Here is a 25,808-nt window from a genome sequence, read left to right as displayed (position 1 = left end):
AGATTGGCAAAACAGATAAAGATTGGAGATGTCTTTTGCTTTCATAATTGATCGCTCTTGAGGATTAAACTCTGAGTTAATCATTCAAATATGAAAGATTCAAGTTCAATGTTGTCTATTTTTGTTCGAAAAATTCAGGGCTAATATAACCCCATCAGTTAGCTAAACTCAATTAAGTATAGAGAGTCATCATGAAAAAATTCCCACGTAAGTTCCAGTATCCGCTAATGGTTTCAATGATTCTACCTACTATGCTTCTTAGCATGCCAGCAATCATGGTTGCTAAGACTCTGCCAACAAACGGCGTGTTCTTCGAGGCATGGTTAAACGCAGTTACACAAATGGTGCCATTTGCACTGTTAGTACTCGCCCTTGTTGCGCCAACGGTACGTCTATTCGTAACCAAAGTGCTGCTAGAGCCAGAAGTAAAATAAGTCAGTAAAGTTAATAAGTTAGATAATAGGAAAGAGAAAATGAGCGAATTTAAATTACACACTGTTGAGTCAGCACCTGAGAAAAGCAAAGCAATCCTTGAAGGCGCACAAAAGCAAATGGGTATGGTTCCAGGTCTTTACGCTGTCATGGCTGAGTCTCCTCAAATCCTAACGGCTTACACTCAACTGCACCAGCAATTTACTAGCACGTCATTTGATGCTGAAGAACTAACAGTTGTATGGCAAACCATTAATGTTGAACATGAGTGCCACTATTGCGTCCCTGCACACACTGGTATTGCACATTCGATGAAGGTTGCCCCATCACTAATTGAAGCACTGCGTAACGATGAAGCGATGCCTACACAAAAGCTTCAAGCACTAAAAAATTTCACTCTTGCGGTAGTGCGTGAGCGTGGAAACGTTTCAGAGGCAGACCTTGAGGCATTCTTTGCAGCGGGTTACTGCCAGCAACAAGTACTGGAAGTGATCCTTGGTCTATCTCAGAAAGTGATCAGTAACTATGTAAACCACGTTGCCCACACACCAGTAGACAAAGTATTTCAGAAGTTTGCTTGGTCTAAAAAATAGTCCCACGAGCTAGATGCTATAGAGCGAATGAGTATGTTCGCTCTTTTTTTACAAAACTTCATGTTCAGATGCCTGTGAACAACAGTACAACGAGGGAGCATAAGGAGTGCAAGAAAACAGTTATAAAAAAGCCATTTAGATTAGAGAAAATCTGGCGTATTATGACTCGCTTATAACTCACTAATAATCTGATGGAACTATCTCTTCTTAACCTTGCAATCGATAGCAAGCTAAGTTCAAATGACCTCTTATCATTAAAGGTGTCTAATGTTTCGTCTAACTTCTTAGTATTCAACCGTGTCCAATATGTTCAAAAAAGACAGGCAACGACGTTCAGTTTGAAATCACTGTATCACTACAAAGCAGCTCAACATTTTTGCTAAAATCGTTTAAAAGTAAAGTGAATACTTAGGAAATACTACAATTGTTGAAACACCCAAACCGGCTATATCAAGTTTTTTTAAGTTTTGGTTAGCAGTACTAGGCTTTATCAACCAATCAACGCCCAACTCTCTCCAATTGCCTCTCATGCTCATACCGTCGAACATTAACAACTGGCCCTCAGTCAATTGAAGTGTTTGCTCGCACCTTGAGTCATTAATGAGATACGTTTTTGAAATTGGTATTCTAGGATGCGATTCATTATTCACTTATATCAAGCAGTGCAGTAGCACCCACTGGTTTTATTAAGTAGCAGTTCGCTGTTAAACCCAGCTACAAGATTATTTATAACCGTTTCAACAAAACCGCTGCCTTGGGCGCAGCCAAGGCCTTGAGAGAGTGGCCCAGCATAAACAAAGTCACCTTTATCGTTAATAACCACTGCAGCTGGTGTAGAAGGGAGTAGCCGTTGTAAAGAGGCTGTTTGCTCAATATTAATCAGCGTAAAGTTATGTGCTTTAGAAAACGAAGCCAACTGTTTTAAATGAGGCTGAGCTTGCTTGGTACAGCCGCAATTAGGATCAGTGACGATAATCAACGAATTCTGCTTTGCAGCTGTAAACCCTATATGATCTTTAAATTTTGTAAACCACCCAGCTTGTTCTAGTACGCCAACACTATCAAACACGCGCAATTGGTTGTATTGATAATAAACTAGCCCTGAAATGGTTACTGCAAGCCACAGCGCAATAACAACAACTAGTTTAGTAGAAGAGTTATTTAAACTTGGCAATACTTTGCTCTAATACTGCAATACTTACGTCGATCATTTGTACTTTTTCGGTTAGTTTTTCTACAACCTTGGTATCTTGATACTGGTTTTGCTGCATCTGTTCTGTGCTTGAGGCTATTTGTTTAGTGTTTACAGCTTGCTCAGCAACCACTTGCGCAACAGAATGAGCACTTTGATTAACGGCTTTTATTTGTTCGCTCATAGCGCTAATGTTTTCTTTCATCGTGTTGCTGATGTGCGTTAGGTCAACCACAAAATCAACACACTGGGTCATTGATTGAGTTGATGTTTTACTATTTGTAACCAAATCTTTTAATGTTGATGCAATTTTATCTGTCGTGGCTTTACTGCTTGTCGCAAGGGTTCTGACTTCGTCAGCTACTACCGCAAAGCCTCGGCCATGTTCACCCGCTCTTGCGGCTTCAATGGCTGCATTAAGCGCAAGCAAGTTAGTTTGCTCTGCGATACCTGATATTTCATTTAATAACCCTGATATTACATCGCCTGCGGCCACTAAATGATTTATTTGCTCTTCTGTATGATTAAGTAAGTTAAGTAACTCTGTGCTTTTAGTGTCTGTTTGCATAACATCATTTAACGCACTATTTGCAGCTTGGCTGATACTATCTACTTGTTGCTTTAATACTTCGCTTTCATGCTCAACTAAGCTAAAACCTTGTGCAACTTGAGCACCTGAGCCAGCTATGTCATTAGTTTGTTGCTTTCTTTGCTCTGCTCCGCTTGCTAGCTCATCGTGCACATTTATTAGCTGCTGTGAATTTTGCTGCAGTGAAAGAGACTGCGTTTGTACTTGCCTAATTACATCCGATAAGTAGCCCAATAATGTATTAAAGCCTGCTACAGCATTACTGTTTTTATCATCCGCTCTAAGCGAAAGCTGTATATGCTCTGGGTCGTGCATTATTGCTTCTGTGGCTCTAGTTAAAGAAAGCCCTGCTCTTCGCTCTTGCTGCAGTGTAATTGCAATGTAGCCTGCTACAAACACTTCTACGATTGCATATCCTGCATGTATAAGCACGGTAGTAAACGCTAGCCTATCTGGGTCAAATACATAAAACCCTGTGTTTTGTGTTTGTAAAAAGTAAAAGCTTAAATGGTGAACGGCAACAAAAACAATGGCCGTAATAAATACCTGCCACTGCACAAACATGATCAGCATGGCCATTAAAATAAATATTTCGAAGTGTATTTCTATTAATCCATAGGCTTGCTGTATGTGTAAAAAAGAAAACATCATGATAGCCGCAGCAACAACATGGCCTGTAATTGAGCTTTTTGGCTGGGTTTTAAGTAACCAAATTGGCAATAAACACAGGGGGATGCCAACTATAAATGCTTGTGTAAGTGTGCCAAAATATAACCCTAACCCAACAGACTCTATCAGCAAAAATGTAAAAATTATTGTGAATAAACGACTTACACTATTCATAATGACCTTAAATTATTAAAATTCTTAAGTAAACGAGTAACTGTACGTATTAACTACTGATAAAGACTATATTTAGTTATTACTATAGTCTAGCCAAACAAATTTACTTAATAATTGGTAAAACCGTTTTAAATTCCGATGATGCCGCGTTTTTTGTCCACTGAAAAATAATACTTTCAACGCTTGTAATTATTGCCCCCCGCCTGCTTTAACTGCTCTAGAGCGAGCGATTTATGCATAGTATTTCGTGAGCCCACAGCATCAGCTGCTACGTGCACCTCCACACCCTGCGCGATTAGGTCTAAACAGGTTTGTAACACACATACATGCGCCTCCGTGCCTATTACTATAATTTGTGAACGCGTAAGCTTTGTAAACACATCATTAAATGCAGGCTCATTACACGCACTAAAATGTGTTTTTTCAACAGTCTGTGCGTTTATAAGGGTGTTTTTTAAAAGGCTGTTTGTACCACCAAGCCCTTGAGGATATTGCTCAGTCACTATGCTAGGAATTTTAAAAAGGCCGCTTACTTTGGCAATTTTTATTGCCCACCCTAGTAAATCAGTAAATTCGCTAATAGCGGGAGATAGCTTATCTTGAATATCTATCACTAATAACACGCTGTTATCTGCAGATAATTTTTGTGACTAACCATAACACCCCGTTTTTAAGTAATTATAATTAGTAAGCGTAGCTTAAATGGTTATAAATAACTAAATTAGTGCTTTAATTTAGTTGATATAAGTTGTAATCCACATTTTAAAAAATGTGCTATATTTAACTTTTATATGTATATCCCCTGCCCTAGAGCGAGTTTATTAGTGCGATTGAGTATTTTGTTTTTTCTCTTCACCACTGTATGTTTTCTTTGTATTACTAGCGTATCGGCCTCCACAAATTATGCTCAACAATTACAACGCATATCGACCGATGAAGGTTTATCTCAAAACTATGTAACTAAAATTTTGCAAGATGATTTAGGTTACATTTGGATAGCCACAGCGCAAGGGTTAAATCGATTTGATGGTTACACGGTAACCCCTTTTGATGGCGGATTTACTCTTAACGAAAACTTCATCACTACACTATTTAAAACGCATGCAGGCAATATAATTGTTTCTACTGAGCTTGCCGGTGCCTATTTAGTTAACCCAAAAACGTTAACTACTCGTAATATATTTTCAGGCAATCTTGCAGGTAATACAGCCAGTTACGCTTCAATTGAAGCGATAGCCCAACACCAAGATACCTTTTACCTTGCCATTTTAAACAAAGTGTATTCACTTAACTCTAAAACAAATTCACTTACTTTAGAGTTTACTATAGGCAATGAAAACAGCGTGGTGCGCGCGTTAAAATATTACAAAAATACGCTATTTATAGGCACACAAACGGGTTTATTTAGTTACGACCTAAAAACAGAATCATTAACCCCTCTTAATTTACATACTCCCGATAAACAAACAGCTGATAACAGTAATGTTAAGTTTTTATCTGTAGATCCCACGCTAGGATTATTAGTAGGCACCGTTGAGGGCATGTACGCATTAAGTTTAAATAGCTCAGCACGAGCAGCTGCAGATCAAAGCACTAAAAGCGTGATTGCTGATTACAATATTTGGGATTACAGCAATACACCCTATGGCGAATTTATTGCCACGGAACAGGGTTTATTCGAATTTAACCGAGAAAAGGGCACCACTGAGTTAATTCTTAGCTTTGATCAAAGTAAATTTAATATTACCGAAAATACTATTAACGATTTAATGGTCGACTCAAGTGGCGTGTTTTGGCTGGCGTCGCGCACTCAAGGCGTGCTTACTTGGTCAATAAACACACGGCGCTTTAACAAAACCACCCTACCTGAAAACAACTATATAAACAGTATTTACCAAGACGATGATTTAACTATGTGGTACGGCACCGATAATGGCCTTGCTCATGTAAATGCTAAAAACAAAGCAACCTACTACCTAACCTCGCAAGACCCTAAAGCGGTTTATGGTGAATACGCTATTTTTGCAATTAATAAAGCGTATCTAGGCTCAACGTCGCGGTATTTATGGCTAACGGGGTACTACAGTTTAATTTTATTTGACAAAGAAACAGGCACAGCTGTTGCAAAAAAAGATTTAAATAACGCAATGACTAAAGAGGCTGCTATTTATGGTTTATCAGAAGTAGCCCCCGACACATTCGCTTTTTATAATGATCATAGTTTTTATGTATATAATGGTAAAACAGGCTTAACGCGCGAAATTAACGGGTTAAAACAACATGTAAACCCTTCAGAGGCCTATACTTTTCATCGTCCTTTTGATAATTACCCAAATGAGTTTGTATTAAGTACAACTACCCACTTTTACCGGTTTAATGAGCAAACAAACACCCTTACCACTATTTACAAAACCAGTAAAAAAGACAGTCAAAATTACCACACAGTAGAAAACTGGTTAACCGATAAAAATAATATTTTATGGTTAGCAACAACCAGCGAAGGCTTAGTGGGTATTGATGCGCAGAGCTTTGAAAAAAAGCACCACTTTAACGTAAGTAACGCCTTAAAAACGCAGTCTATTTATTCGCTTATTAGCGATGAGTATGGCTATTTATGGTTTAGCAGTAAAAATGGTCTGTACCGCTTAAATACCGATACGTTAAGACTGCGGGTTTTTACGGTAAAAGATGGTTTATCGGTTAATTTATTTAGCCCGTTAGGGGCTATTACACTTAAAAATAACAATATTATGTTTGGCAGTAGCTTTGGCGCTGTTTCGTTTAACCCGGCTGAGTTTTTAGAGCAAACTACACGAGCCACAACATCAATAACCGACATTACTTTAATGTCGCGCGATTTAAACTATCAGCCAATTCAGTTTGCCACCTCAGCATTGCAATTAACACATGAAGATATGGGTTTAGAGGTCAGCTTTTCTAATTTTGATTTTCAAAATAGCGCGGACACACGTTACAAAGTTTCGCTTCAAGGACCTACTTCGCTAGAGTATGATGATATAAAAGCAAACAAAATATTTTTTACAAAGCTTCCACCAGGTAATTATCAATTAAAGGCCAGCGCGTATAATTTCAATAGTGCGACCGAGTCAAAGCCGGCGCTGTTAAATTTTAATGTGGCATACGCGCCTTGGAAGTCTCCTTATGCGTATGCGGCTTATATATTAATTATTATAACTGTGCTGTGTTTACTATTTTGGCAATACAGAAGCAGGCAGCTAGCCATAGCTAATGCACAAAAAGCGACCATACACTCGCAAAAACAAACCGAGCTTGCTCTGAGTAATAACAAAAGCGGTATTTGGGATTACCACTACAACGACAATACGGTAAATACAAACCGAGGAAATGAACTTGGGTATACCAACCTGCCAAAACGAATTCCTTTAGGCCACTATTTAGCTTTAATTCACCCTGAAGATAAGCCCCGTGTTATTTCGCACTGGTTAAACTTTACAAAACAACAAGGTCAGGCGCATTGGCAAGCAACTTATAGACTCAAACATAAGCTTGGCCATTGGTTGTGGTATCAAGATTTAGGGCAAATTATTTACGACGAGCAGACAAATAAAGCCGTTTCAGTGTCAGGTATTTACACCAACATCACTGAGCAACGTGCCAATGAGCAGCAAGCCAACATTTTAGGTGAGGCGTTTGGGCAAATAAACGACTGGCTGCTTATTTTAGATAATAACTTAGTGCCCGTTTCTGCTAATAACAGTTTTACAAAAGCATTTTCGCAAAACCACAAGCAACCGCTTAGTTTAAAAGTATTTGTTAATGCATTAGGCAAAGTACAATGTAAAAATTATGCCGCTAGATTAAAAGCCCTTGGTGCAAAACAAAATTGGCGCACAGACACTGTTATTAAAACGGCAACTAACCAACACCACCCCATTCATATAAGCGCTACAGCAATCGCAAAAGAGACAAGCAGCGTAAGCTATTACGTGATTGTAATTTCAGATTTAACCGAACAAAAAAAAGCAGAAGATGAGCTGCGATACTTAGCTAATTTTGACCCATTAACGAAACTGCCTAACCGCAGTTTAATGCATTATAAAATTAGTAAATCAATTAAGCATGCACAAAAACAACTAACTCAATGTGCTTTATTATTTATAGATTTAGACAAGTTTAAACCGGTAAATGATACATTTGGACACGCAGTGGGCGACCAACTACTTTGCAATATAACGCAAAGAGTAAGCGCTATGCTGCCAAGTAATGCCACATTAGGCCGCCAAAGCGGTGATGAATTTTTGGTACTTATCGATAACGTAGAAGACATAGCAACACTAAATAACATAGTTAAACGTATCAGCTCAGAATTGGCAAGCAAAGTCATCATAGAAAACTTTTCTATAAATATATCTGCCAGTATTGGCGTGGCATTATATCCATTCGATGCGGATTCAACCGACATATTAATAAGAAACGCCGATGTAGCCATGATGCATGCAAAGCAAGGGGGCAGGAATAGCTTTAAGTTTTTTACCGATTCAATGAACGAACAAATTAAGCAAAAGCTCATACTCGAAAACGATTTAAAAGATGCCGCCAAAGCTAATTTGTTATTTAATCACTACCAACCTATTATCGACACACAAGCGCAAACATTAAATGGGGTTGAACTACTTATGCGCTGGGAAAATAATGGCCAGTTTATCTCGCCGGCGTTATTTATTCCCATAGCAGAAGAAACAGGGTTAATAGAAACTTTAACAGAGCAAGCCTTAGAGCGGGCACTAATTGAGCTTGCTCCGACATTGAGCAACAACCCTCTGTTTTATATTTCACTTAATTTGTCGCCTAAGCACATTTTAAGAGCCAACATAGCGACTACATTGAAGAATATATTAAAACGCCACCAGTTAAGCCCCGTTCAGCTTCGCTTAGAGATAACAGAAAACATCTTGCTAGAGGATAAACAAAAAGCGGCAAAACAATTACAAAAATTAAAGTCAGCAGGCTTTAAGCTATTACTGGATGATTTTGGCACAGGCTATTCATCACTCACTTATTTAAGCCAGTTCCCTATCGATGTTATTAAAATAGATCAAAGCTTTGTTAACAGTATTGGGGTTGATAAGGGCGACGAGTCAATAATCAAAACCATTTACACGCTAGCACAAAACCTTGAGTTATATTGTATAGCCGAAGGCGTAGAAACAAAACAACAAAAAGCCTTTTTAGAAAAATTAGGCTGCTATGTTTTACAAGGTTACTATTTTGCTAAACCAATGAGAGCAGAGCAGCTACAAAACCCAAAAACACGTGAGCATATTAGCCGTTTAATATAAAACTAATTGTGGATATGCTGACATTCGTGGCTTTCTATTTGCAAAACGCTGCTTTTAACTTTAAAACGAGCAAAAAGCAGTTTTTCTATTTTTAACCGGCATGCTTCATCGTGTTTTTCGATGGTACAGTGTTGCTTTAAAACAACATGAGCACCGACAATTATGTCATTGTCTTTTCGCGATACTGTCACATTATGCACATTATGCACATGTTCCAACTGAGTAATTGATTGCTCAATATCTTTCACTTTAGGTAATTTTGCGTTATTAAAAAACAAGTCTTTAATACAGCTAGTAATGACTTTACCGCCGGTAAATAACACAAACAAAGCAATGAGCATGCTCGATAAAATATCGATAACCCCCCACCCCGTATAATAAATTAGCACGCCAGCTATAAATGTAGAAATGGTAGATATGATGTCAAAAAACGAATGTAAAAATACCGCGTACACATTAATACTGGCCTTACGGCCTTTATAAAGTACCCACGCAGCAGCGCCATGAAATAAAAACCCAACAGAGGCAATGCTCGACATTAAAAAGCTATTTATAGCTAAATCATGCCCCTCATTATGATGAGAAATCCTTTCTATTCCTTCATATAGAATAACTAAGCTGATTACCAAGTACAGCAGACCATTTATTAAACCACCAATAAGCTCAGCACGTTGATAGCCATCGTTATAGGTTTTCGCTAAATGAATTGCTAAGCTTGAAGCTATAAGTGCAATAAATAGCGAGCTGTTATGCACAAATAAATGCCCTGCATCAGCAAGCACAGCCAATGAGTTAGCATAATAAGCACCAATCACCTGAATGACCATAAATGAGCATGTTATTGCCAACGCGATGAGTAACCGACGACGAGACGCCTCATGGGTAGTAATTTCTGTCATGAAATGCTTGAATAACCTATACTTAAATTGCAACTAAACCTGCATTGGGCTTAAAGTAGAAATGGGTAATGATATAAAGTAGCAATTGTAATACGAAGCCCTTTTAAACGCACTAAAAACTTAGCAAAACAGCTAAAGTTGAACTAAATATCATATAGAGTTACAAATTATTTACGTTAAACTAACCGGAGCAATGAGTGAGCTTACAACCAATTAAGGATACTTGGCGTGCTATAAAGCTTATTCCGTTCGCCGTTGTACTTTACGATGCTAAAAATCACACTTTTAAAGCAAACACACAGGCACAAAGGTTATTTAAATTACCATCAAAACCAAGCCTAAAAAATGATGACTTTGCGCAGCTTTTGTTTAGCTGCCCAGAAAATAAAAAACAATTAACCTTAAACCAATTGTTTGAGAAATACCTAGCCATCAATACTAACTACCACGTATTTTTACAAATACACGAAATGGGTCTACTTCTTAACTCAAAAGTTGCGCATATTAGCGAGCATCATCATATTGCAACATTTGAGGTAATAGAGCACAGCGATGATGCAAAATACAACTTTGACAAAATAATCTCAAAAATTTCTACCGATTTAATAGATATTCAAAACGACAATATTGATACACATATAGAGTATGCGCTTAAAGCCATTGGCACTGTATGCCTTGCCGATAGGAGCTACCTATTTAAATTTTCTGACGATGGTAAATCAATGCGTAACACCCATGAATGGGTTAACCAAGGTATTCAGCCATTTAAAGATCAACTACAGCACATACCAAAAAACTCACTCCCCTACTTTGCTAATTTAATGGGCACCACACACTTATTTAAAGTAAATGATGTTGCCAGCCTCCCTGCAAAAGCGGCGAAAGAAAAACAAGAACTCGTTCGTCAAGGCATTCAGTCAGTGCTATGCATTGGCCTTCGCTACGATAAAGAACTAGTAGGGTTTATTGGTTGTGATTGTGTAAAACAACAACGTGAGTGGACAGACTTAGACTTAATTAGGTTAAAACTAGTCGGTGAAATAATCGCTAATGCGTTTAAAAACTTAAACTACAAGCAAGAGCTTCAGCATATTCAACAACAGCTGATTACCGCGAATCAAAAACTCAACCAACTTGTAAATACCGACAGCCTCACCACCATTGCAAACAGGCGATGTTTTGATAAAGCACTAGAGAGCGAAATTAAACGCTGCGCACGTGTAAAGCAACTCGTTAGCTTAATTATGTGCGATATAGATTTTTTTAAAAATTACAATGACAGCTACGGCCATCAACAAGGCGATGAAGCCTTAGTTAAGGTGGCAGCTGCGCTTAAATCGCGATGCCGACGCGAAAGCGATTTAGCCGCGCGCTATGGCGGCGAAGAGTTTGCCATTATTTTACCTGCAACCAACGCGCAAGATTGCGAACGATTTACTAACTTAATTCAACAAGCAATTAAAGCAGCAAACATTAAGCATAACAGCTCAACAGTAAGTGAGTACTTAACTTTAAGTATCGGCTTTTTTACAGCCGTACCAAATAAAAATAGTACGCCGCAGAGCTTTATAAATAAAGCCGATCAAGCACTCTACAAAGCAAAAGAAACAGGCCGAAATAAAGTATGCCAATATAAGTGACTAAATACTTTATAATATCACGGGCGGCTCTAGCTGCCCGTTTTGTATGCCTGTTATTTTAAATACATTACCTTGTAATGACTGGTTAGTTTTTACTTTACTGTCATCTGCAGACGTTACAAATAGCCACTGTGCATCACTTCCCCCAAAAACTACACTTGTTGGTTTTATCGCTGCAATAGGCTGTGTTTTTATAACCTCGCCCTGTGGGGATAAGCACATAACGCAGCCCAAATTCCACACTGCAAGCCATAAATTCCCTTGTGCATCAATCACACAACCATCGGGGTCCACTTGCGTATTTTTAAATTGATAAAACACGCGGGCGGGTAATATAGGCTCGCCACTTTGCTGGTTTACATTTAAAGTAAAAATACAGCTAGTTTTAGAGTCACAATAATAGGCACGCGAGCGCGCTTTATCAAAACATAAACCATTAGGGATCGTTAACCCTTCTATTACACATTTAAGCGAATTTTGATAAAAACGGTAAATTTTCCCCTCGCCTGTGTGGGCGTCTCTATCCATCGTACTTAGCCAAAATCCTCCCCAAGGATCGGCTCTCCCATCGTTAGCGCGTCGTGTAAGCTGGGTATTTTCTAACAAGGTAAGCGTTTGGCGCACCCCAGAAGCGACATGGTATTTATAAATACCCGTACTAGTGCCAATAATAAGGTGTGCTTCATCAAGCCACGCCAGAGCTGAAACTGTATCTAGCATTTTAACCTGTGTTACCTCACCCTCAGGACTTAAACGCTTACTCAATAGTAAGTTTTGCTCTATGTCTACCCAAAATAGCGTGTTGAGAAGCGGGTGCCAAAGCGGGCTTTCACCTAAGGTGTTTTGCAGGTTACTAAATACGGTCACACTTGAGTCAGTCATAAATAACGATTCTTTAATATTAACAAAGCCTTGTATGAATAATACTTTATCAGAAAACCTCAGTTTGAGCGATTGAACCAAACACATTAAAAATAAACATTTTTTACAGCTTACTTATAAAAATTCATACAGCCAATTATTTACGCGTTTTATCGCGCTTTACTTGGTTAATTGGTAATATCATTAAAAGGGAGATAAAAGCATGATTAATAATAAACATTCTTTAGTGGTTGAGGGAGGCGCAATGCGCGGTATTTTTGCCGCGGGCGTGTTGGATGAGTTTTTAGCACAGCGCTATCAACCTTTTAATAGTTACTTTGGGGTTTCAGCTGGCGCGACCAATATAGCCGCTTATTTATGCCAACAACCTCGGCGAAATTATCATGTTATCACTGATTTTTCGTGCCGACCTGAATTTATTAACTTAGCGCGTTTTATCAAAGGCGGCCACTTGTTTGATTTAGATTGGCTGTGGCAAGCAACGCTCAAAGAGCTTCCACTTAATACAGAAACCTTTAATAAGGCGGCCCATGAGTTTTATATTGTTGCTACCGCTATCAGCACCGGTCAGCCGCATTATCTAAAAGCTTCAAGCGATACAATACTTGAACAATTAAAGGCATCGTGCGCAATCCCAATTGCGTACCGTCATTACCCGATTATTAATGACATTGCGATGACTGATGGCGGCGTAGCAGATTCCATCCCCGTAATTAAAGCATACGAAATGGGCGCTAAAGAAATAACCGTGGTGCTTTCTCAGCCACTAGGCTATAGAAAAAAGCCAAGTAAATCGCAGTGGTTAACTAAAAAACTTTATAAAAACTACCCTGCTTTAATAAAAAGCACGATTAACAGAGCGCATGTTTATAACAGCAGCATAGATTTTATTAATAACCCGCCTGAAGATTGCAAAATCAATATTATTGCTCCACCACCTCAATTTAAAGTGGGCCGTACAACCAAAAACGTTAAACGGCTCAACGATGGGTATAAAATGGGAATTGATTCAGCCAGAGCCTTTTTAAGCTAAGTGTGTTGTTTCCCTTTAGATAGCGCAACCAGTATACCCATTACAGTAAACGCTGCAATGTTGCATACAATGCCCGCTAGCACAGCGTAAACATGTATAAAAAACGCTAAGGCAATAGTTATTAAAGCACAACAATACAGCCACTTATAGGCTACATTGTAGTGCTTACTTCTCATTAATAATAAAGCGGCCAGTAAACACGCTAGTGCAATAACTATCATAACGGTGCTCATGCTGCTTTTACCTCAGCAAGTGCTATGGCATCAGGTTTTGTTTTTAAGTATCCCCATAAAAACGCCAGTCCCACAATTAAAAAGCTAATATCTGTAAATGCCACTAGGGTACTGTTTGCGTTAATAACATTATTAACGCCCAATACACTATTAAGTGGTAAAACACTCATTAAGAACAAGGCGCAAAGCAACAAGGTTGCTCTGAAGTAGGTTTTATATTTTTTCCAAAATGCTGCAGTGACTAGCCATACTAACCAAGAGTAAAAAAATACCGGCCCAAAGTAAGTATTGTGCTCAGTACCTGGCACGGCATAATTTAAAAGCACTTGCACAGGGAACAACACACAGCAAGCCAACACTAAACCGCCGCAACTACCTATAATGAAGCGATTCCACCTTGCATACGCGCCAGCGCTAAGCGTTGGTGTACTGCTCCTGGTACGCTTTGCTAACCACATCATCATGCCAGAAAGTGGCATTAAGGCACAGGCTAAGCCAAGCACTACCCAAAGCAACTTCACAAATAAACCAGCGAAATTACCAAAATGTAGCGCAAATAGTATTTCAATCACTTGAATTGATACCCCCGCTATGTCGCCAAAGCTACTCATTGAGGTAATGTACTCCCCTTGCCCATTGTAATGGACTAACTGTGAAGCCACGGCTTCGCCTCCTAAAAGGCGTAAATATACTTGTGCGTTTGTATCGTTATGCGCCATTACCGTGGCATCTAAAATAACAGCGTGTGGGTAGCGTTGCTGCGCATCACCTAAAATAGCGGTTATGTTAGTTGGCTGATTTACATTACTAATTATTGGCTCAGGAATAGCTGTAAAAGTTTCTATCAACTTATCTTGGTCGCCACCAAAGCTTACAAAAGCGGCTGCCGGTAACAAAATGACGGTTGCGAGCCCTAAAAATGCGCCGCTAAAACCAATTACAATATTAAAAATACTGCCCCAAATGCCCATTACTTTGTGGCCGTCACTTATGGTTACATCAAAGCCTTTAAGCCACCTAAAGGTGAACAGCTCTTTAATTAATTTACGATGTATAAATAAACCAGTTACCGTACTTACTAATAATGTTAAACCTAAAAACCCGGTTAAAATAAGCCCTACAGGTCGCCCTAAATGCAAGTCAGCATGAAACTCGCCAATGTAACTTGCCGCATCTGTTTTTCTATCAGCGTAATAGTGCTTACTTGGGCCATAGTAGGTATTTACCAACGCTAAGCTTGCTGGGTCAAATTCAAATGCCCGAAGTACTTCTTGCTGGTAATTTTCATCACCATGGTGCGATTCAAAAACTAAAGTCAGTAAATGAAAATTATGCCCTGTTGGCATAAATACGTGAATATTTTCACCAAACTCTTCAGGTACTTTCGCGTGGTAGGTATTAACTAATGTGGTTATTTCACTATTGGGGATCGGCTGAGTTTGCTGCAGTGATTGGTTAGCCCAAATTTTTAGCTCAGGCCTTGCAAGTACTGCTAACGCGCCGGTAAATGCCACAACAAACAATAAAACGGCGGTTACTACGCCCACCCAACTATGTAATAAAAATAGCTTTTTTAAAGTAATTGACTTCATCCTTGCCCCTGCATTAATGCAAAATAACTTAAAATTCCATGCACTAAACACAAAGTGATCATGAGTAAAAATGGCTGCCATGCTTTTTCGCTAATGTAGGCATATATAAAAAGCCCAACCCAAATAATTGGAAACAGTAAAATAGGCAGTAAAATTTGTTCACTCATTTGTAAGGGCAAATAGGTAGTCATCCCGGTGATCATCACCGTAGCGGTTAGCAATGCCAATACGCACGCCATTAAATGGCGACGCTTTGTAGCGCTAAAGGTTTTTTTATTATTCATTTTTAGCTCATTTAATAAACAGCAGGCGCGCACACCTGTATATACAAATAACAACTATTTGCATTATATTGCGCATTTGTAAATTTATGCAACATATTATCGTTACTTATTAAACGAACAAGCTCCTTTTTATTCGCATAATCAATGCCTGTTTATTTATAAAATTATATTTTTTGAGCATACTTGGTATTTAGGTAGGCAAATATGATGAGCTAAAACTGTTTTTAAATAATCCCAAAAATAAATGCGTTATCATGCAGATCAGTGCTTAACTGCTTAGCCCATTAAAATAACGACTAAACAAGCAAATTTTTAACTTTAACAGTCAACAAACTCTATAATTATTGTTATTTTGTTAGGGCGTATGCAAAAAGCTTATTGTCCTAAGGCTGGCTCTTTTAGCAGCTGTAAAACAAATCACTATACATTGATAAAATGAGAGAAATTTATGAGCGATAAAATCAATCCAGACGCGTTACACGCACTAAAAATTGCATTTACTTACATGCCGCAAGCAATTGAAGTAACAAAGTACGAATATGGCGAGCGCTATCAAACAGTGCTTGATCATATTGAAGCCGTGCGCGAAGTGTTGCTTATAAATGATGTAGACCCAGAAGAAGTAGGCGGCGACATAAACCCAGAATACACGCCTAACTCAACATACTAACTTGGTAAATTTTAGTTTTTGGGTAAAATTAGATAACACGTGTTAAAAGGCTAGCTTAATTTTTCTATAAATAATTCAGCAGATTGTACTTGGTCGTATACACTATTACATAATAATTAAATAATTGTGCCTATCTGCCGATAAGCATAGAAATATAAAAATAAAGGGAATGGCAGTGAACTTTTTAAGGCGCTTTCACGATATAGTCTCAGATCAAGCTTTAAGCTTTGACAATAAAATTAATAGCTTACTTGCATTTGGTTTAGAGGTGTTCAGTCTTGATATCGCAATAATTAGTAAAATAGACGGCAATACCTACACCGCACTGCACGCTATAACACCCGATGACAGTTTAGTTCCTGGTACACAATTTGAGCTAGATGGCACCTATTGTGTTCATACTTTATCTGCAGGCTCAGCGCTTTCGTTTCATAAAGCCTCACAAAGCACGATTGCAAACCACCCTTGTTACATAAACTTTCAGCTTGAGTCATACATTGGTGCGCCTATAAAAGTAGCCGATAAAACCTTTGGCACTGTTAACTTTTCATCGCCTAACGAGTCACCTGCATTTAGCGACGAAGCCTACGATTACATTGAGCTATTTGCTCAGTGGTTAGGATCTGAATTTGCAAAAATAGACACTAAAGAGCAACTTTTAAAAAATAGCTACACCCTTTCAAAGCTCGAAAACATCGCGAATATCGGCACTTGGGAAGTCGACTTGATTGAAAACAAAGTGTATTGGAGCACACAAACAAAACGTATTCATCAGGTAGCCGATGACTACCAGCCTGTCATTGATAATGCAATTGAGTTTTACAAAGAAGGCGCAAGCAGGGATGCTATCAATCAAGCAGTAGAAAACGCTATACATAAAGGTGAAAAATGGGATTTAGAGCTTGAGGTTATTACTGCACAAAACCAAGAAATATGGATCTCAACTTTTGGTGAAGCGGAATTTCATGAAGGCAATTGCATAAGGCTATTTGGTACCTTTCAAGACATAACCGAATCTATATTACTTAGGGAAGAACTTAAAAAGAAAAAAGCCGAAGCAGAGCATATGCTAGAAGACAGAAGTATGCTGTTTGCCAAAATTAGTCACGAGTTACGCACGCCGCTAAATGGCATAACTGGTATGCTCACCACCCTAATAGATGAAAAAAACACTGAAAAACGTGACGAAAAAATAAAAATAGCACTGCGTAGCGCTGACATTTTACTTAACATAATTAATGAAGTACTCGATTTTTCTAAAATTAATCATGGTGAGTTAAAGCTAGAGCCAACCGATGTACTGCTAAAAACCATATTTAGTGACTTAGCCTCGTTATATACGCCTCTGTTTAAAGACACCCATGTTGAGTTGATCATAGAAAATACGATTGATGAAAGCTGCTGGGCTTTTTGCGATAGTACACGCCTGAGCCAAATTACCTCTAACTTATTAAGTAACGCGTTAAAATTTACCGAGCAAGGCCATGTAAAGCTTAAAACACAGCTTATAAATAATAACAATGCGTTATCTCTTGGTATCACAGTTTCTGATACTGGCCGAGGCATGACCCCTGCCTTTTTAGAGTCTTTATTTTCGCCGTTTACACAAGAGGTTGACGCTAAAAACAATAAAGGGGGCACAGGGCTTGGCTTAGCAATTATAAAAGAGCTTGTAGAATACATGGGCGGCACAATAACTGTAACGAGTGAGCTACAAAAAGGCTCAACGTTTAATATTAATATTCCACTAGAGCTTGGTAAAGAGCAAATAATAGACGATATTCAATCAAAAATTGAGTTAAACAGCCACTCGCTCAGCGTACTTATTGTTGATGACAACGATATAAACCGCCGTGTGCTTGATGCCTCTCTTGATAAGTTAAACGTAAAAGCCGACTGTGCCATTGATGGTCAAGACGCTATTTTTAAGTGCAAACAAAAGCATTACGATGTTATTTTTATGGATTGCATTATGCCAATTTTGGATGGCTTTGAAGCCACTAAAACGTTAAGGTCGCAAGGCATTTGCCCTAATGAAAGCACCTTTATTGTAGCCCTTACGGCCAACACGTCCTCACAAGATAAATTAGCCTGCCAACAAGCGGGCATGGATATGTTTGTCTCTAAACCGTTTAAGCTGCCGCAGATTGAAAAAGCAATCTCTAACGCGCTTGAACATATAGCTAAAGTTAATACGCTTTAATTTGGTGAGAATAAAAGATGAAAAACATAATAAGGACACTGCTGTTAACAGTACTGTGCTTAGCCATTTTTAAAGGCATTTCAACAGGGCAATGGGGCTCATCAATAACGATCGCTATTGTATCAGGCGTATTGTTATTAGTTACGTTTATCGGTGGTAAAGCATCACGCGGGTCTTCAACTTATACAAGCAGCGACTCTTCATTTTTTGCTAACAATAGCTCACACTCTAATAATGATTGCGGCGGAGATTCTGGCGGCTGTGATTAATAGAGATATTGTTATAAACATTAAAAAAGCCGCCTTTGGAGAGGGCGGCTTGGGTTAACAAACAGCTTTTGGGTGTACCTATTGCTGTTATATCAAGAGAAAGCTTTTCTCTTATGCTGCACTTTGGTCTTGGTTGCTTTGCTCGCTATGGCGAATTAAGTAATCAAACGCCCCTAAGCTTGCTGTTGCACCACTCCCCATTGCAATAATTATTTGCTTAAATGGTGTATTTGTCGCATCACCGGCACCATAAACACCAGGTAAAGAGGTTGCGCCTTTAGCGTCAATTTCTATCTCGCCAAACTTGCTAAGTGCAAGGTCGCTCTCTTTTAACCATTCTGTATTAGGGATCAAACCTATTTGTACAAAAATACCTGCGATTGCTAATGATTTTTCCTCACCTGTTACACGGTCAGTGTAATTAAGTCCGGTTACTTTTTTACCATCGCCTACTACTTCAGTGGTTTGCGCATTTTTAATAATAGTGATGTTGCTTAAGCTGTTTGCTTTACGAATAAGTACTTCATCAGCGCGCAGCGTATCAGCAAACTCAAGTACCGTTACATGCTCAACAATGTTAGCTAAGTCGATTGCCGCCTCTATACCTGAGTTACCACCACCAATAACGGCAACCGGCTTACCTTTAAATAGCGGGCCATCACAGTGTGGGCAATAAGCAACGCCATGGCCGCGGTACTCTTGCTCGCCAGGGACGTTCATTTCACGCCAGCGTGCACCTGTAGCAAGTACTAATGATTTAGCTTTTAAAGTTGCGCCGTTTTCAAGGGTAATTTCATAACCATTACTACCGCGACCAAGCCCTGCTGCGCGTTGGTTATGCATTACATCTACGTCATATTCTTTAACATGCTCTTCAAGTTGAGCAACAAGCTTTGGCCCCTCAGTGGCTTTAACCGAAATAAAGTTTTCGATAGCCAACGTATCGGCAACTTGGCCACCAAATCTATCGGCAACGATACCGGTGTTTAACCCTTTACGAGCAGAATAAATAGCGGCTGAGGCACCTGCAGGGCCACCACCTACGACAAGTACATCAAACTCGTCTTTCTCACTTAGTGCTGCAGCTTGTTTAGCAGCGCCTTTTGAGTCTACTTTATTTAAAATATCGGTTAGGCTTAATGCGCCTTGGCTAAATGGCTCGCCATTTAAGTACACAGCGGGTACCGCTAAAATATTACGCTCTTCGACTTCATCTTGAAAAAGTGCGCCATCAATCATTGTTGCTTTAATTTTGCTGTTTGTTGCAGCCATTGTATTTAGCGCCTGCACTACTTGTGGGCATGTTTGGCAACTCAAGCTAATGTATACTTCAAAATTAAGTTCTTGTTCGAGTGATTGTATTTGTTCAATGTCTTCACTTTTAGCTTTACTTGCGTGTCCGCCAGTATGTAAAAGCGCTAACACTAAACTTGTAAATTCGTGACCCATAGGAACGCCAGCAAACGTTATGTGGGTATTTTTTTCAGGTGAATGCACAACCATAGATGGACGACGTGCGTCTGAATCTGGGTTATTCACTACTATAAACTTGTCACTTAGCGAAGCTAAATCGTTTGCTAAGCTTTCTACTTCTGCTGATTTTTTGCTGTCATCCAAGGCGATAAGCAGCTCAACAGGTTGAGTAAGCGATTCAAAATGGCTTTTTAATTGATTTTTAATGTTGTTATCTAACATGGCTTAACCCTTTTTAGGAAAATTTAAACAGCAAGCCTCCCATGCCAACTAATGCATGTGCTAATGAGTCCGAGTTGAGATAGGAGGCACCAACAAACAAATTACTGTTGGTTTAAGGGCTGTTACCTGCCCTTATTAAAGTGGGTAAACCTGTATTTAGATTTTACCAACTAGGTCTAGTGAAGGAGCAAGTGTGTCTTCACCTGGCTGCCAAGATGCAGGGCAAACTTCACCGTCATGCGTTGCAATGTATTGTGCAGCTTGTACTTTACGTACTAACTCTTTAGCGCTACGGCCAATACCTAGGTCATGCGTTTCGATTACTTTGATTTCGCCCTCTGGGTTCATTACAAACGTACCACGAAGTGCAAGACCGTCTTCTTCAATCATAACGCCAAAGCTGCGAGTAATACGGCCAGTTGGGTCGCCAATCATTGGGAATTTAATTTTACCAATAGTGTCTGACGTGTCATGCCATGCTTTGTGCGTAAAGTGAGTATCAGTTGATACTGAGTAAACTTCTACGCCCATTTCTTGTAGTTGCTCGTAGTAATCAGCAACGTCGCCAAGTTCAGTAGGGCATACGAATGTGAAATCTGCAGGGTAAAAGAAGAAGATAGACCACTTACCTAGTACGTCTTTTTCAGACACTTCTACAAAGTCACCATTGTGGTATGCAGTTGCGTTAAAAGGTTGAATTTTTGTGTTGATCAATGAAGTGCTCATAGTATTCCTCATTTATATTTAATGTATTAATTTAAGTTACCAAGCAAAGCTAAATTTATCGGCTAGCTCTGCTGGCTTGATTAATACAATAAGTCCATTGATAAAATAAATAAAATTGATTGTTTAGATTAAAACAATCGTTTTTTAAGATTGAACTATCTGACTGTACTATTCGTAGGTGATTAATTAGCTATAAGTGATAAGAATACTGCTACAATAGCGGAGCTTAAAAACACACAAATATAAGGCATGCTGTAATGGAAAAATTTGTTAATCATATTCAACTTGGCTATTTGGGGTTACTGCCCTTTTTAGGCTGTGTAGCGTGGCCGCTTATGTTTGGCAGTAATAGCGTTAATTTGGAATTTTTTACTTTTTACAGCATTGCCATATTGGCATTTATGGCGGGCAACCTATGGCGCGCTGGCATGCAAAGTTACAGCGATGCAATTAAAGCAGTTGTACCTGTTATACCTGTGCCATTTTTATCGTTTATTCCGCTAGAGTGGGCGCTTGCTTGGTTAGGGGTGAGCTTTTGGGTGGTGCTTATATTTGAAAAAGCCACACCACAATGGCAAACCTACCATCAAGATTATCAAAAAATGCGTTTTATTCTTACCTCAGTGGTATTTGTATGCCACATAATTACCATAGGTATGAGCCTTTACCCAAAATAACCTTGTGCAGCTTAACCTACTGGGCGTAATAGTGTAACATCCGCGCACTGCTATTTAAGGACGCACCATGATTGATACACTACGCCAGCAGCTTAATGAGCTTGGCGAAAACTACGTAGAAAAAAACGCCGCTTTTAAAATTAAAGTTATTCCGTTTTTTTGCGCTATTAGCATTAAAAAAGATCATAAAAATGAAGGCCGACTCAGCTTTTACTCTAACCAGTTAATTGAAATACTGTTAGTGGTGTTATTCATATTATTTGGGCTTACGCTTTATAACCCAGAGGCAGGCTTTACACAGGGCCCAATTCATATTGTGTTTGCGATTTTAATTACCTTTAATTTAATCTTAAAACAAATAGCCATTGAAGGACTAAAAACACGCTTGGCGTTTCATCGTTTGCACAGTGTTAATACAGCACACAACACGCAAAGTGCTGATCAAAATACACATAAGTCTAAATAAGTTATGTATTTAAATCCTAATTGGCGAGTTCTTACCGTAGGCGATGGCGATCTATCGTTCTCACATACGGTGGTTAACAATATAAAACCGCCAAAGTTAGTCGCATCTACTTATGATAGCGCCGAGACAATAGAGCAAAAATACCAACATAATGCGCTCAGTAGCTTAAAAAAATGTAATGTTGAGGTTATTAATAGCTTTGATGTAACTAACCCCTCGTGTTGGCAAAAATTAGCGGCCCACCAGCACAGCTTTGATGTGGTTATTTTTCAGTTTCCGCTTATACCTGCCTTTGTAGGGCGCGAAGCTTTTGAAAAAAACACCCAAAAAACCAGTATGAACGTGCTTAATCGTGCCCTGCTTCATCAATTTATTAAATATGCTAACCATTATGCGCTCGACAAAAGCGGTCCTATGCTATGCTACATAACCTCAAAAGATGTAAAGCCATACCGCGAGTGGAATATTGAAGGCAGCTTAAGTGATGGCCTAAAAGCTAAATACGCGGGCCAAATGCCTTTTGATATTAACCAGTTTGATGGCTATAAAATAAGAAATGTAGACCGTGATAAGCACGTAAAAGACACCAGCGGCATTACGTATGTGTTTACGCCTAAAGCAATCTCGCTACACACAAACGAGCTAAACACCCACCTTAAAAAGCCTGCATACTTAGGTGAAAATTATTGCTCGCTTTGTCGGGTAGGCCCCTTTATTGCCACCGAAGATGAAAACAAACACCTTAACGCTAAAAAGCATCAACACATGCTTAAACTAGAAGATGACTGGCAAGCGTGGCTTACTGACTTTTACAACCGCACCTTATAACCCCGCTTTATAGCTCAATTTAATTAAATCAGCGGCCTTTTCAGCAATGGCAATAACCGGCGCATTTGTATTACCTGTTACTATGGTTGGCATAATCGAGGCGTCAATAACCCTTAGGCTGCGTATACCGTGAACTTGTAGCTTGTTATTGACCACAGCCATGTTGTCGGTGCCCATTTTACACGTGCCAACAGGGTGGTATTCGGTATCGGCCGTTTGGCGTATAAACTCTATAAGTTGGGCATCGTTGTTTACATCAAGCGGGTAAACCATCTTGCCCCGAATTTTATCAAAGGCGGGACTTTGCATTACACGGAGCGTTTTTTTAATCCCGGCAAGCATAGTAGCTAAATCGTCGGGATGACTTAAGTAATTAGGGTCAATAAGTGGCGCACTGCGTGGATTGCTATTGGCAAGCCTTATTGTCCCTCTGCTTTTGGGGCGCATAATACTGCTATGAATACTATAACCATGGCCTCGGTGAAGCTTGCGGCTATGATCGTCCACCAGCCCAATAACAAACTCAAGTTGAATATCTGGCGCGGGCGAATTATCCAACACATTTATAAATGCATGCGACTCAGCAAAATTACTGGTTAATACCCCGCTGCGTTTACTAAACCACTGCGCACACCCATTAATAATACTTGCAGCGCCTTTTACGCTTACCCCAAAGGTGCCTTTTGCTGTATTTGCTTTACACAGCGGCACAACGGTTAAATGATCTTGTAAATTTTCACCTACGCCTTCAAGGGTATGCTGTACCTTTATATTGTGCGCTTCTAAATGGTTTTTAGGTCCAATTCCAGAGAGCATGAGTAACTGAGGAGAATTTATAGCGCCAGCACTTAACAACACCTCTTCTGTAGCTGTTAAATTAAAAACCTTGCCATGCTGCTCAACCTCAACACCTTGCGCTATTTTATTTTTAATAATAATTTTATTTACGTGGCAATGAGTAAACACCGTTAAATTTTGTCGATGTAAGTGAGGAGTTAGGTATGCTTTTGCCGCACTGCACCGCTCGCCATTATGTTGTGTAACTTGTGACAGTCTCGCGCCGTGTTGCAGCTTGCCATTAATGTCGTTATTTAAATGAACACCTTGCTCAACACAGGCGTCTAAAAACAGCTGGTTCACCGGGCTTGGGCAGGATAACTCTTGCACATGTAAAGGACCGTGATTACCATGTAAATCGTTATTATTAAACGTTTTATTGTTCTCGGCTTTTATAAAATACGGTAATAAACTGTTATAGTCCCACCCAGGGTTACCATTTTTTGCCCAATTATCGTAATCGTATTTATTGCCGCGTATATAAACCATGGCATTAGTAGAGCTAGACCCACCAAGTACTTTACCTCGCGGCACAAAACCACACCGGTTATTAAGGGCTTTTTGTGGTACCGTATTATAATGCCAACTATTTATGCCATATGGTACACTGGCCGCAATACCCGCCGGCATCTGTACAAAGGCACTTTTATCACTCCCGCCCGACTCGATTAAGCACACATTTATCTGCTCATCTTCTGATAAACGTGCCGCTAACACACAACCTGCGCTACCAGCACCGATAATAATGTAATCAAACGTGTGGTTACTCATAAACACCTTTTTATTCTCACTCTTTAAAACATCATAGTGCATAGATTAACACCACAAAACTTGATATTTTTAGACAACATTAAATTGACAGCGTCAGGATATGAACAAGCCAATACGTGCCACTTCCTTATATGCAATAGATACATTAATTAAAGAGTTAGGCGCAGACCCAATAAACGTTTTAAATGCCTGTAATATAAATGTCGACTTTAATGATCTTGAAAACCAATATTTACCCTATTTGAGCTATGCAAATTTATTAGAGTACTGCAGCCACACACTTAACTGCCCAAGCTTTGGGCTTAAACTAGCAAATAAACAAAACTTTGATATTTTAGGCCACATAGCCATAGCCGCTAAAAGTGGCACTAATTTAGAAGAGGCGCTTAGCTGGGTGGTTAAATATTTACACTTACACAGTCCAGCATTATGTTTAACAACGCACTCATTAGATAATGACGAGAGCTTATTTTTATCATTTGAATTTAACCTAAGGCCCCTGCCACAAATAAATCAAGCCATAGAGCTCACGCTAGGCTTAGCCATGAACATAATTAAAAAGTTAAGTAATAATCAGTGCAAGCCCCGCACTGTATTTTTACCGCAAAAGCTACCTGCTAATACACACGCTTACAAAACCTATTTTGGCTGTAAAGTAGTAGAGCATCGTAATAGCGCGGGCATTGTAATAAACAAAGCCGACTTATCAATTAAACTTAGCCGCAATAGCCTTAATAAAACCGATGCCGCGTTAAGCTTTTTAGCTAAACGCGGTGCGCATAGCCATTCGTTGCCTGCTCAAGTAAGCGCATTAATAAGGCCAATGCTGCCTATTTATCAGTGTTCAAATCAAACTATAGCCGAAGCCCTTAACATGCACCCACGTACCTTGCACCGTGAATTGGCCAAACACAACACCAGCTTTGTAAAACTTAAAGACACCACACGCCGTGCATTAGCGGCGCACTATTTATCGCAAAAACATTATTCTATCAGTACTATTTCAATGCTTTTAGGCTACCAAGAGCAAGCCACATTGTGTGCCAGTGTAAAACGTTGGTTTGGGTATTCTCCACGCGCATACAGGGCAAAAAAAATGTTAAAGTAGCGGCTCTTATTATTTAAGCTAAGGA

22 protein-coding genes and 1 pseudogene are annotated in these 25,808 nt (G+C 39.3%); 13 read left to right on the top strand and 10 right to left on the bottom strand.

From position 1 onward, the window contains the following. Positions 1 to 191 precede the first annotated feature (191 nt). The 3 genes and pseudogenes from AABI99_RS12145 to AABI99_RS12135 form a co-directional block, all read left to right on the top strand. The gene (locus AABI99_RS12145; protein ID WP_338366096.1) at positions 192 to 434 is read left to right on the top strand and encodes a DUF2798 domain-containing protein; all 243 of its coding nucleotides are present in this window, start codon (positions 192 to 194) and stop codon (positions 432 to 434) included. 39 nt (positions 435 to 473) lie between these two features. After that, the gene (locus AABI99_RS12140) at positions 474 to 1,025 is read left to right on the top strand and encodes a carboxymuconolactone decarboxylase family protein (protein WP_338366095.1); all 552 of its coding nucleotides are present in this window, start codon (positions 474 to 476) and stop codon (positions 1,023 to 1,025) included. A gap of 68 nt (positions 1,026 to 1,093) precedes the next feature. Further along, positions 1,094 to 1,374, top strand: a pseudogene (locus AABI99_RS12135) (hypothetical protein); the annotation flags it as partial. 306 nt (positions 1,375 to 1,680) lie between these two features. On the opposite strand, the gene AABI99_RS12130 reads toward AABI99_RS12135, so the two are convergent. From AABI99_RS12130 to AABI99_RS12120, 3 genes are all read right to left on the bottom strand, one after another. Continuing rightward, a complete protein-coding gene (locus tag AABI99_RS12130; RefSeq protein WP_338366094.1) occupies positions 1,681 to 2,199 on the bottom strand; it encodes a DUF6436 domain-containing protein in 519 nt (172 codons plus the stop codon). Next, complete coding sequence (locus AABI99_RS12125; protein ID WP_338366093.1) at positions 2,183 to 3,649, bottom strand: methyl-accepting chemotaxis protein; 1,467 nt, start codon at positions 3,647 to 3,649, stop codon at positions 2,183 to 2,185. Before AABI99_RS12125 ends, AABI99_RS12130 begins: the two co-directional genes overlap by 17 nt. A 176-nt stretch (positions 3,650 to 3,825) precedes the next feature. Then, entirely contained in the window at positions 3,826 to 4,272 is a 447-nt protein-coding gene (locus tag AABI99_RS12120) for an isochorismatase family protein (protein WP_338366091.1), read from the bottom strand. 168 nt (positions 4,273 to 4,440) lie between these two features. Here AABI99_RS12120 and AABI99_RS12115 point away from each other — a divergent pair, with 168 nt between their 5' ends. Next, positions 4,441 to 8,970 (top strand): EAL domain-containing protein, encoded by a 4,530-nt coding sequence (locus AABI99_RS12115; RefSeq protein ID WP_338366089.1) that lies wholly within the window; start codon positions 4,441 to 4,443, stop codon positions 8,968 to 8,970. A gap of 2 nt (positions 8,971 to 8,972) precedes the next feature. Here AABI99_RS12115 and AABI99_RS12110 read toward each other — a convergent pair whose 3' ends face one another. Beyond that, complete coding sequence (locus AABI99_RS12110) at positions 8,973 to 9,869, bottom strand: cation diffusion facilitator family transporter (protein ID WP_338366088.1); 897 nt, start codon at positions 9,867 to 9,869, stop codon at positions 8,973 to 8,975. 197 nt (positions 9,870 to 10,066) lie between these two features. On the opposite strand from AABI99_RS12110, the gene AABI99_RS12105 reads away from it, so the two are divergent. After that, a complete protein-coding gene (locus tag AABI99_RS12105; RefSeq protein WP_338366087.1) occupies positions 10,067 to 11,509 on the top strand; it encodes a diguanylate cyclase in 1,443 nt (480 codons plus the stop codon). 9 nt (positions 11,510 to 11,518) lie between these two features. On the opposite strand, the gene AABI99_RS12100 is transcribed toward AABI99_RS12105, so the two are convergent. Continuing rightward, a complete protein-coding gene (locus AABI99_RS12100) occupies positions 11,519 to 12,391 on the bottom strand; it encodes an SMP-30/gluconolactonase/LRE family protein (protein ID WP_338366086.1) in 873 nt (290 codons plus the stop codon). A gap of 202 nt (positions 12,392 to 12,593) precedes the next feature. On the opposite strand from AABI99_RS12100, the gene AABI99_RS12095 reads away from it, so the two are divergent. Next, positions 12,594 to 13,424 carry a patatin family protein gene (locus AABI99_RS12095; RefSeq protein ID WP_338366085.1) on the top strand — a complete coding sequence of 277 codons (831 nt, stop codon included), beginning with the start codon at positions 12,594 to 12,596 and terminating at the stop codon, positions 13,422 to 13,424. Positions 13,425 to 13,653: 229 nt separating this feature from the next. Here the strand turns inward: AABI99_RS12095 and AABI99_RS12090 are convergent, their stop codons facing one another. Next, a complete protein-coding gene (locus tag AABI99_RS12090) occupies positions 13,654 to 15,249 on the bottom strand; it encodes a PepSY-associated TM helix domain-containing protein (protein WP_338366083.1) in 1,596 nt (531 codons plus the stop codon). Then, complete coding sequence (locus AABI99_RS12085) at positions 15,246 to 15,533, bottom strand: hypothetical protein (protein WP_338366082.1); 288 nt, start codon at positions 15,531 to 15,533, stop codon at positions 15,246 to 15,248. The genes AABI99_RS12090 and AABI99_RS12085 overlap by 4 nt, the downstream gene beginning before the upstream one ends. A 448-nt stretch (positions 15,534 to 15,981) precedes the next feature. On the opposite strand from AABI99_RS12085, the gene AABI99_RS12080 reads away from it, so the two are divergent. From AABI99_RS12080 to AABI99_RS12070, 3 genes are all read left to right on the top strand, one after another. Beyond that, positions 15,982 to 16,203, top strand: coding sequence for a hypothetical protein (locus AABI99_RS12080; protein WP_024032720.1), 222 nt, complete (start codon positions 15,982 to 15,984; stop codon positions 16,201 to 16,203). A 175-nt stretch (positions 16,204 to 16,378) separates the two neighbouring features. Continuing rightward, the gene (locus AABI99_RS12075; protein ID WP_338366079.1) at positions 16,379 to 18,406 is read left to right on the top strand and encodes an ATP-binding protein; all 2,028 of its coding nucleotides are present in this window, start codon (positions 16,379 to 16,381) and stop codon (positions 18,404 to 18,406) included. 17 nt (positions 18,407 to 18,423) lie between these two features. Further along, positions 18,424 to 18,675: a hypothetical protein gene (locus tag AABI99_RS12070; RefSeq protein ID WP_338366077.1), complete on the top strand. Its 252-nt coding sequence runs from the start codon at positions 18,424 to 18,426 to the stop codon at positions 18,673 to 18,675. A gap of 111 nt (positions 18,676 to 18,786) precedes the next feature. Here AABI99_RS12070 and ahpF read toward each other — a convergent pair whose 3' ends face one another. Together ahpF and ahpC are read right to left on the bottom strand one after the other, a co-directional pair. After that, positions 18,787 to 20,370: an alkyl hydroperoxide reductase subunit F gene (gene ahpF, locus AABI99_RS12065; protein ID WP_338366075.1), complete on the bottom strand. Its 1,584-nt coding sequence runs from the start codon at positions 20,368 to 20,370 to the stop codon at positions 18,787 to 18,789. A gap of 156 nt (positions 20,371 to 20,526) precedes the next feature. Next, entirely contained in the window at positions 20,527 to 21,096 is a 570-nt protein-coding gene (gene ahpC, locus AABI99_RS12060; protein ID WP_055014462.1) for an alkyl hydroperoxide reductase subunit C, read from the bottom strand. Positions 21,097 to 21,353: 257 nt separating this feature from the next. Between ahpC and AABI99_RS12055 the strand changes: the two genes are divergently transcribed. The 3 genes from AABI99_RS12055 (at position 21,354) to AABI99_RS12045 (ending at position 23,067) form a co-directional block, all read left to right on the top strand. Further along, positions 21,354 to 21,773, top strand: a complete 420-nt coding sequence (locus AABI99_RS12055) for a DUF3429 domain-containing protein (protein WP_338366073.1) — start codon at positions 21,354 to 21,356, stop codon at positions 21,771 to 21,773. 67 nt (positions 21,774 to 21,840) lie between these two features. Then, the gene (locus AABI99_RS12050) at positions 21,841 to 22,239 is read left to right on the top strand and encodes a hypothetical protein (RefSeq protein ID WP_338366071.1); all 399 of its coding nucleotides are present in this window, start codon (positions 21,841 to 21,843) and stop codon (positions 22,237 to 22,239) included. A gap of 3 nt (positions 22,240 to 22,242) precedes the next feature. Continuing rightward, positions 22,243 to 23,067 (top strand): class I SAM-dependent methyltransferase, encoded by an 825-nt coding sequence (locus AABI99_RS12045; RefSeq protein ID WP_338366070.1) that lies wholly within the window; start codon positions 22,243 to 22,245, stop codon positions 23,065 to 23,067. Here AABI99_RS12045 and AABI99_RS12040 read toward each other — a convergent pair. Continuing rightward, entirely contained in the window at positions 23,062 to 24,675 is a 1,614-nt protein-coding gene (locus AABI99_RS12040; RefSeq protein WP_338366068.1) for a GMC family oxidoreductase N-terminal domain-containing protein, read from the bottom strand. The genes AABI99_RS12045 and AABI99_RS12040 overlap by 6 nt on opposite strands. Before the next feature lie 100 nt (positions 24,676 to 24,775). Here AABI99_RS12040 and AABI99_RS12035 point away from each other — a divergent pair, with 100 nt between their 5' ends. After that, positions 24,776 to 25,783 (top strand): AraC family transcriptional regulator ligand-binding domain-containing protein, encoded by a 1,008-nt coding sequence (locus AABI99_RS12035; protein WP_338366066.1) that lies wholly within the window; start codon positions 24,776 to 24,778, stop codon positions 25,781 to 25,783. The last annotated feature ends 25 nt before the right edge of the window (positions 25,784 to 25,808 follow it).

It is taken from the genome of uncultured Pseudoalteromonas sp., assembly GCF_963922945.1.
Taxonomy (GTDB): domain Bacteria; phylum Pseudomonadota; class Gammaproteobacteria; order Enterobacterales; family Alteromonadaceae; genus Pseudoalteromonas.
Note: the sequence above shows the minus strand (reverse complement) of the source record. Positions and strands in the feature narration are given on the sequence as shown.

Excerpts from the sequence above, each read along its gene's own strand:
- AABI99_RS12145 (WP_338366096.1), top strand. The coding sequence starts at position 192 with ATGAAAAAATTCCCACGTAAGTTCCAGTATCCGCTAATGGTTTCAATG.
- AABI99_RS12140 (WP_338366095.1), top strand. The coding sequence starts at position 474 with ATGAGCGAATTTAAATTACACACTGTTGAGTCAGCACCTGAGAAAAGC.
- AABI99_RS12125 (WP_338366093.1), bottom strand. The coding sequence starts at position 3,649 with ATGAATAGTGTAAGTCGTTTATTCACAATAATTTTTACATTTTTGCTG.
- AABI99_RS12115 (WP_338366089.1), top strand. The coding sequence starts at position 4,441 with ATGTATATCCCCTGCCCTAGAGCGAGTTTATTAGTGCGATTGAGTATT.
- AABI99_RS12110 (WP_338366088.1), bottom strand. The coding sequence starts at position 9,869 with ATGACAGAAATTACTACCCATGAGGCGTCTCGTCGTCGGTTACTCATC.
- AABI99_RS12100 (WP_338366086.1), bottom strand. The coding sequence starts at position 12,391 with ATGACTGACTCAAGTGTGACCGTATTTAGTAACCTGCAAAACACCTTA.
- AABI99_RS12095 (WP_338366085.1), top strand. The coding sequence starts at position 12,594 with ATGATTAATAATAAACATTCTTTAGTGGTTGAGGGAGGCGCAATGCGC.
- AABI99_RS12090 (WP_338366083.1), bottom strand. The coding sequence starts at position 15,249 with ATGAAGTCAATTACTTTAAAAAAGCTATTTTTATTACATAGTTGGGTG.
- AABI99_RS12085 (WP_338366082.1), bottom strand. The coding sequence starts at position 15,533 with ATGAATAATAAAAAAACCTTTAGCGCTACAAAGCGTCGCCATTTAATG.
- AABI99_RS12080 (WP_024032720.1), top strand. The coding sequence starts at position 15,982 with ATGAGCGATAAAATCAATCCAGACGCGTTACACGCACTAAAAATTGCA.
- AABI99_RS12070 (WP_338366077.1), top strand. The coding sequence starts at position 18,424 with ATGAAAAACATAATAAGGACACTGCTGTTAACAGTACTGTGCTTAGCC.
- ahpF (WP_338366075.1), bottom strand. The coding sequence starts at position 20,370 with ATGTTAGATAACAACATTAAAAATCAATTAAAAAGCCATTTTGAATCG.
- ahpC (WP_055014462.1), bottom strand. The coding sequence starts at position 21,096 with ATGAGCACTTCATTGATCAACACAAAAATTCAACCTTTTAACGCAACT.
- AABI99_RS12055 (WP_338366073.1), top strand. The coding sequence starts at position 21,354 with ATGGAAAAATTTGTTAATCATATTCAACTTGGCTATTTGGGGTTACTG.
- AABI99_RS12050 (WP_338366071.1), top strand. The coding sequence starts at position 21,841 with ATGATTGATACACTACGCCAGCAGCTTAATGAGCTTGGCGAAAACTAC.
- AABI99_RS12045 (WP_338366070.1), top strand. The coding sequence starts at position 22,243 with ATGTATTTAAATCCTAATTGGCGAGTTCTTACCGTAGGCGATGGCGAT.
- AABI99_RS12040 (WP_338366068.1), bottom strand. The coding sequence starts at position 24,675 with ATGAGTAACCACACGTTTGATTACATTATTATCGGTGCTGGTAGCGCA.
- AABI99_RS12035 (WP_338366066.1), top strand. The coding sequence starts at position 24,776 with ATGAACAAGCCAATACGTGCCACTTCCTTATATGCAATAGATACATTA.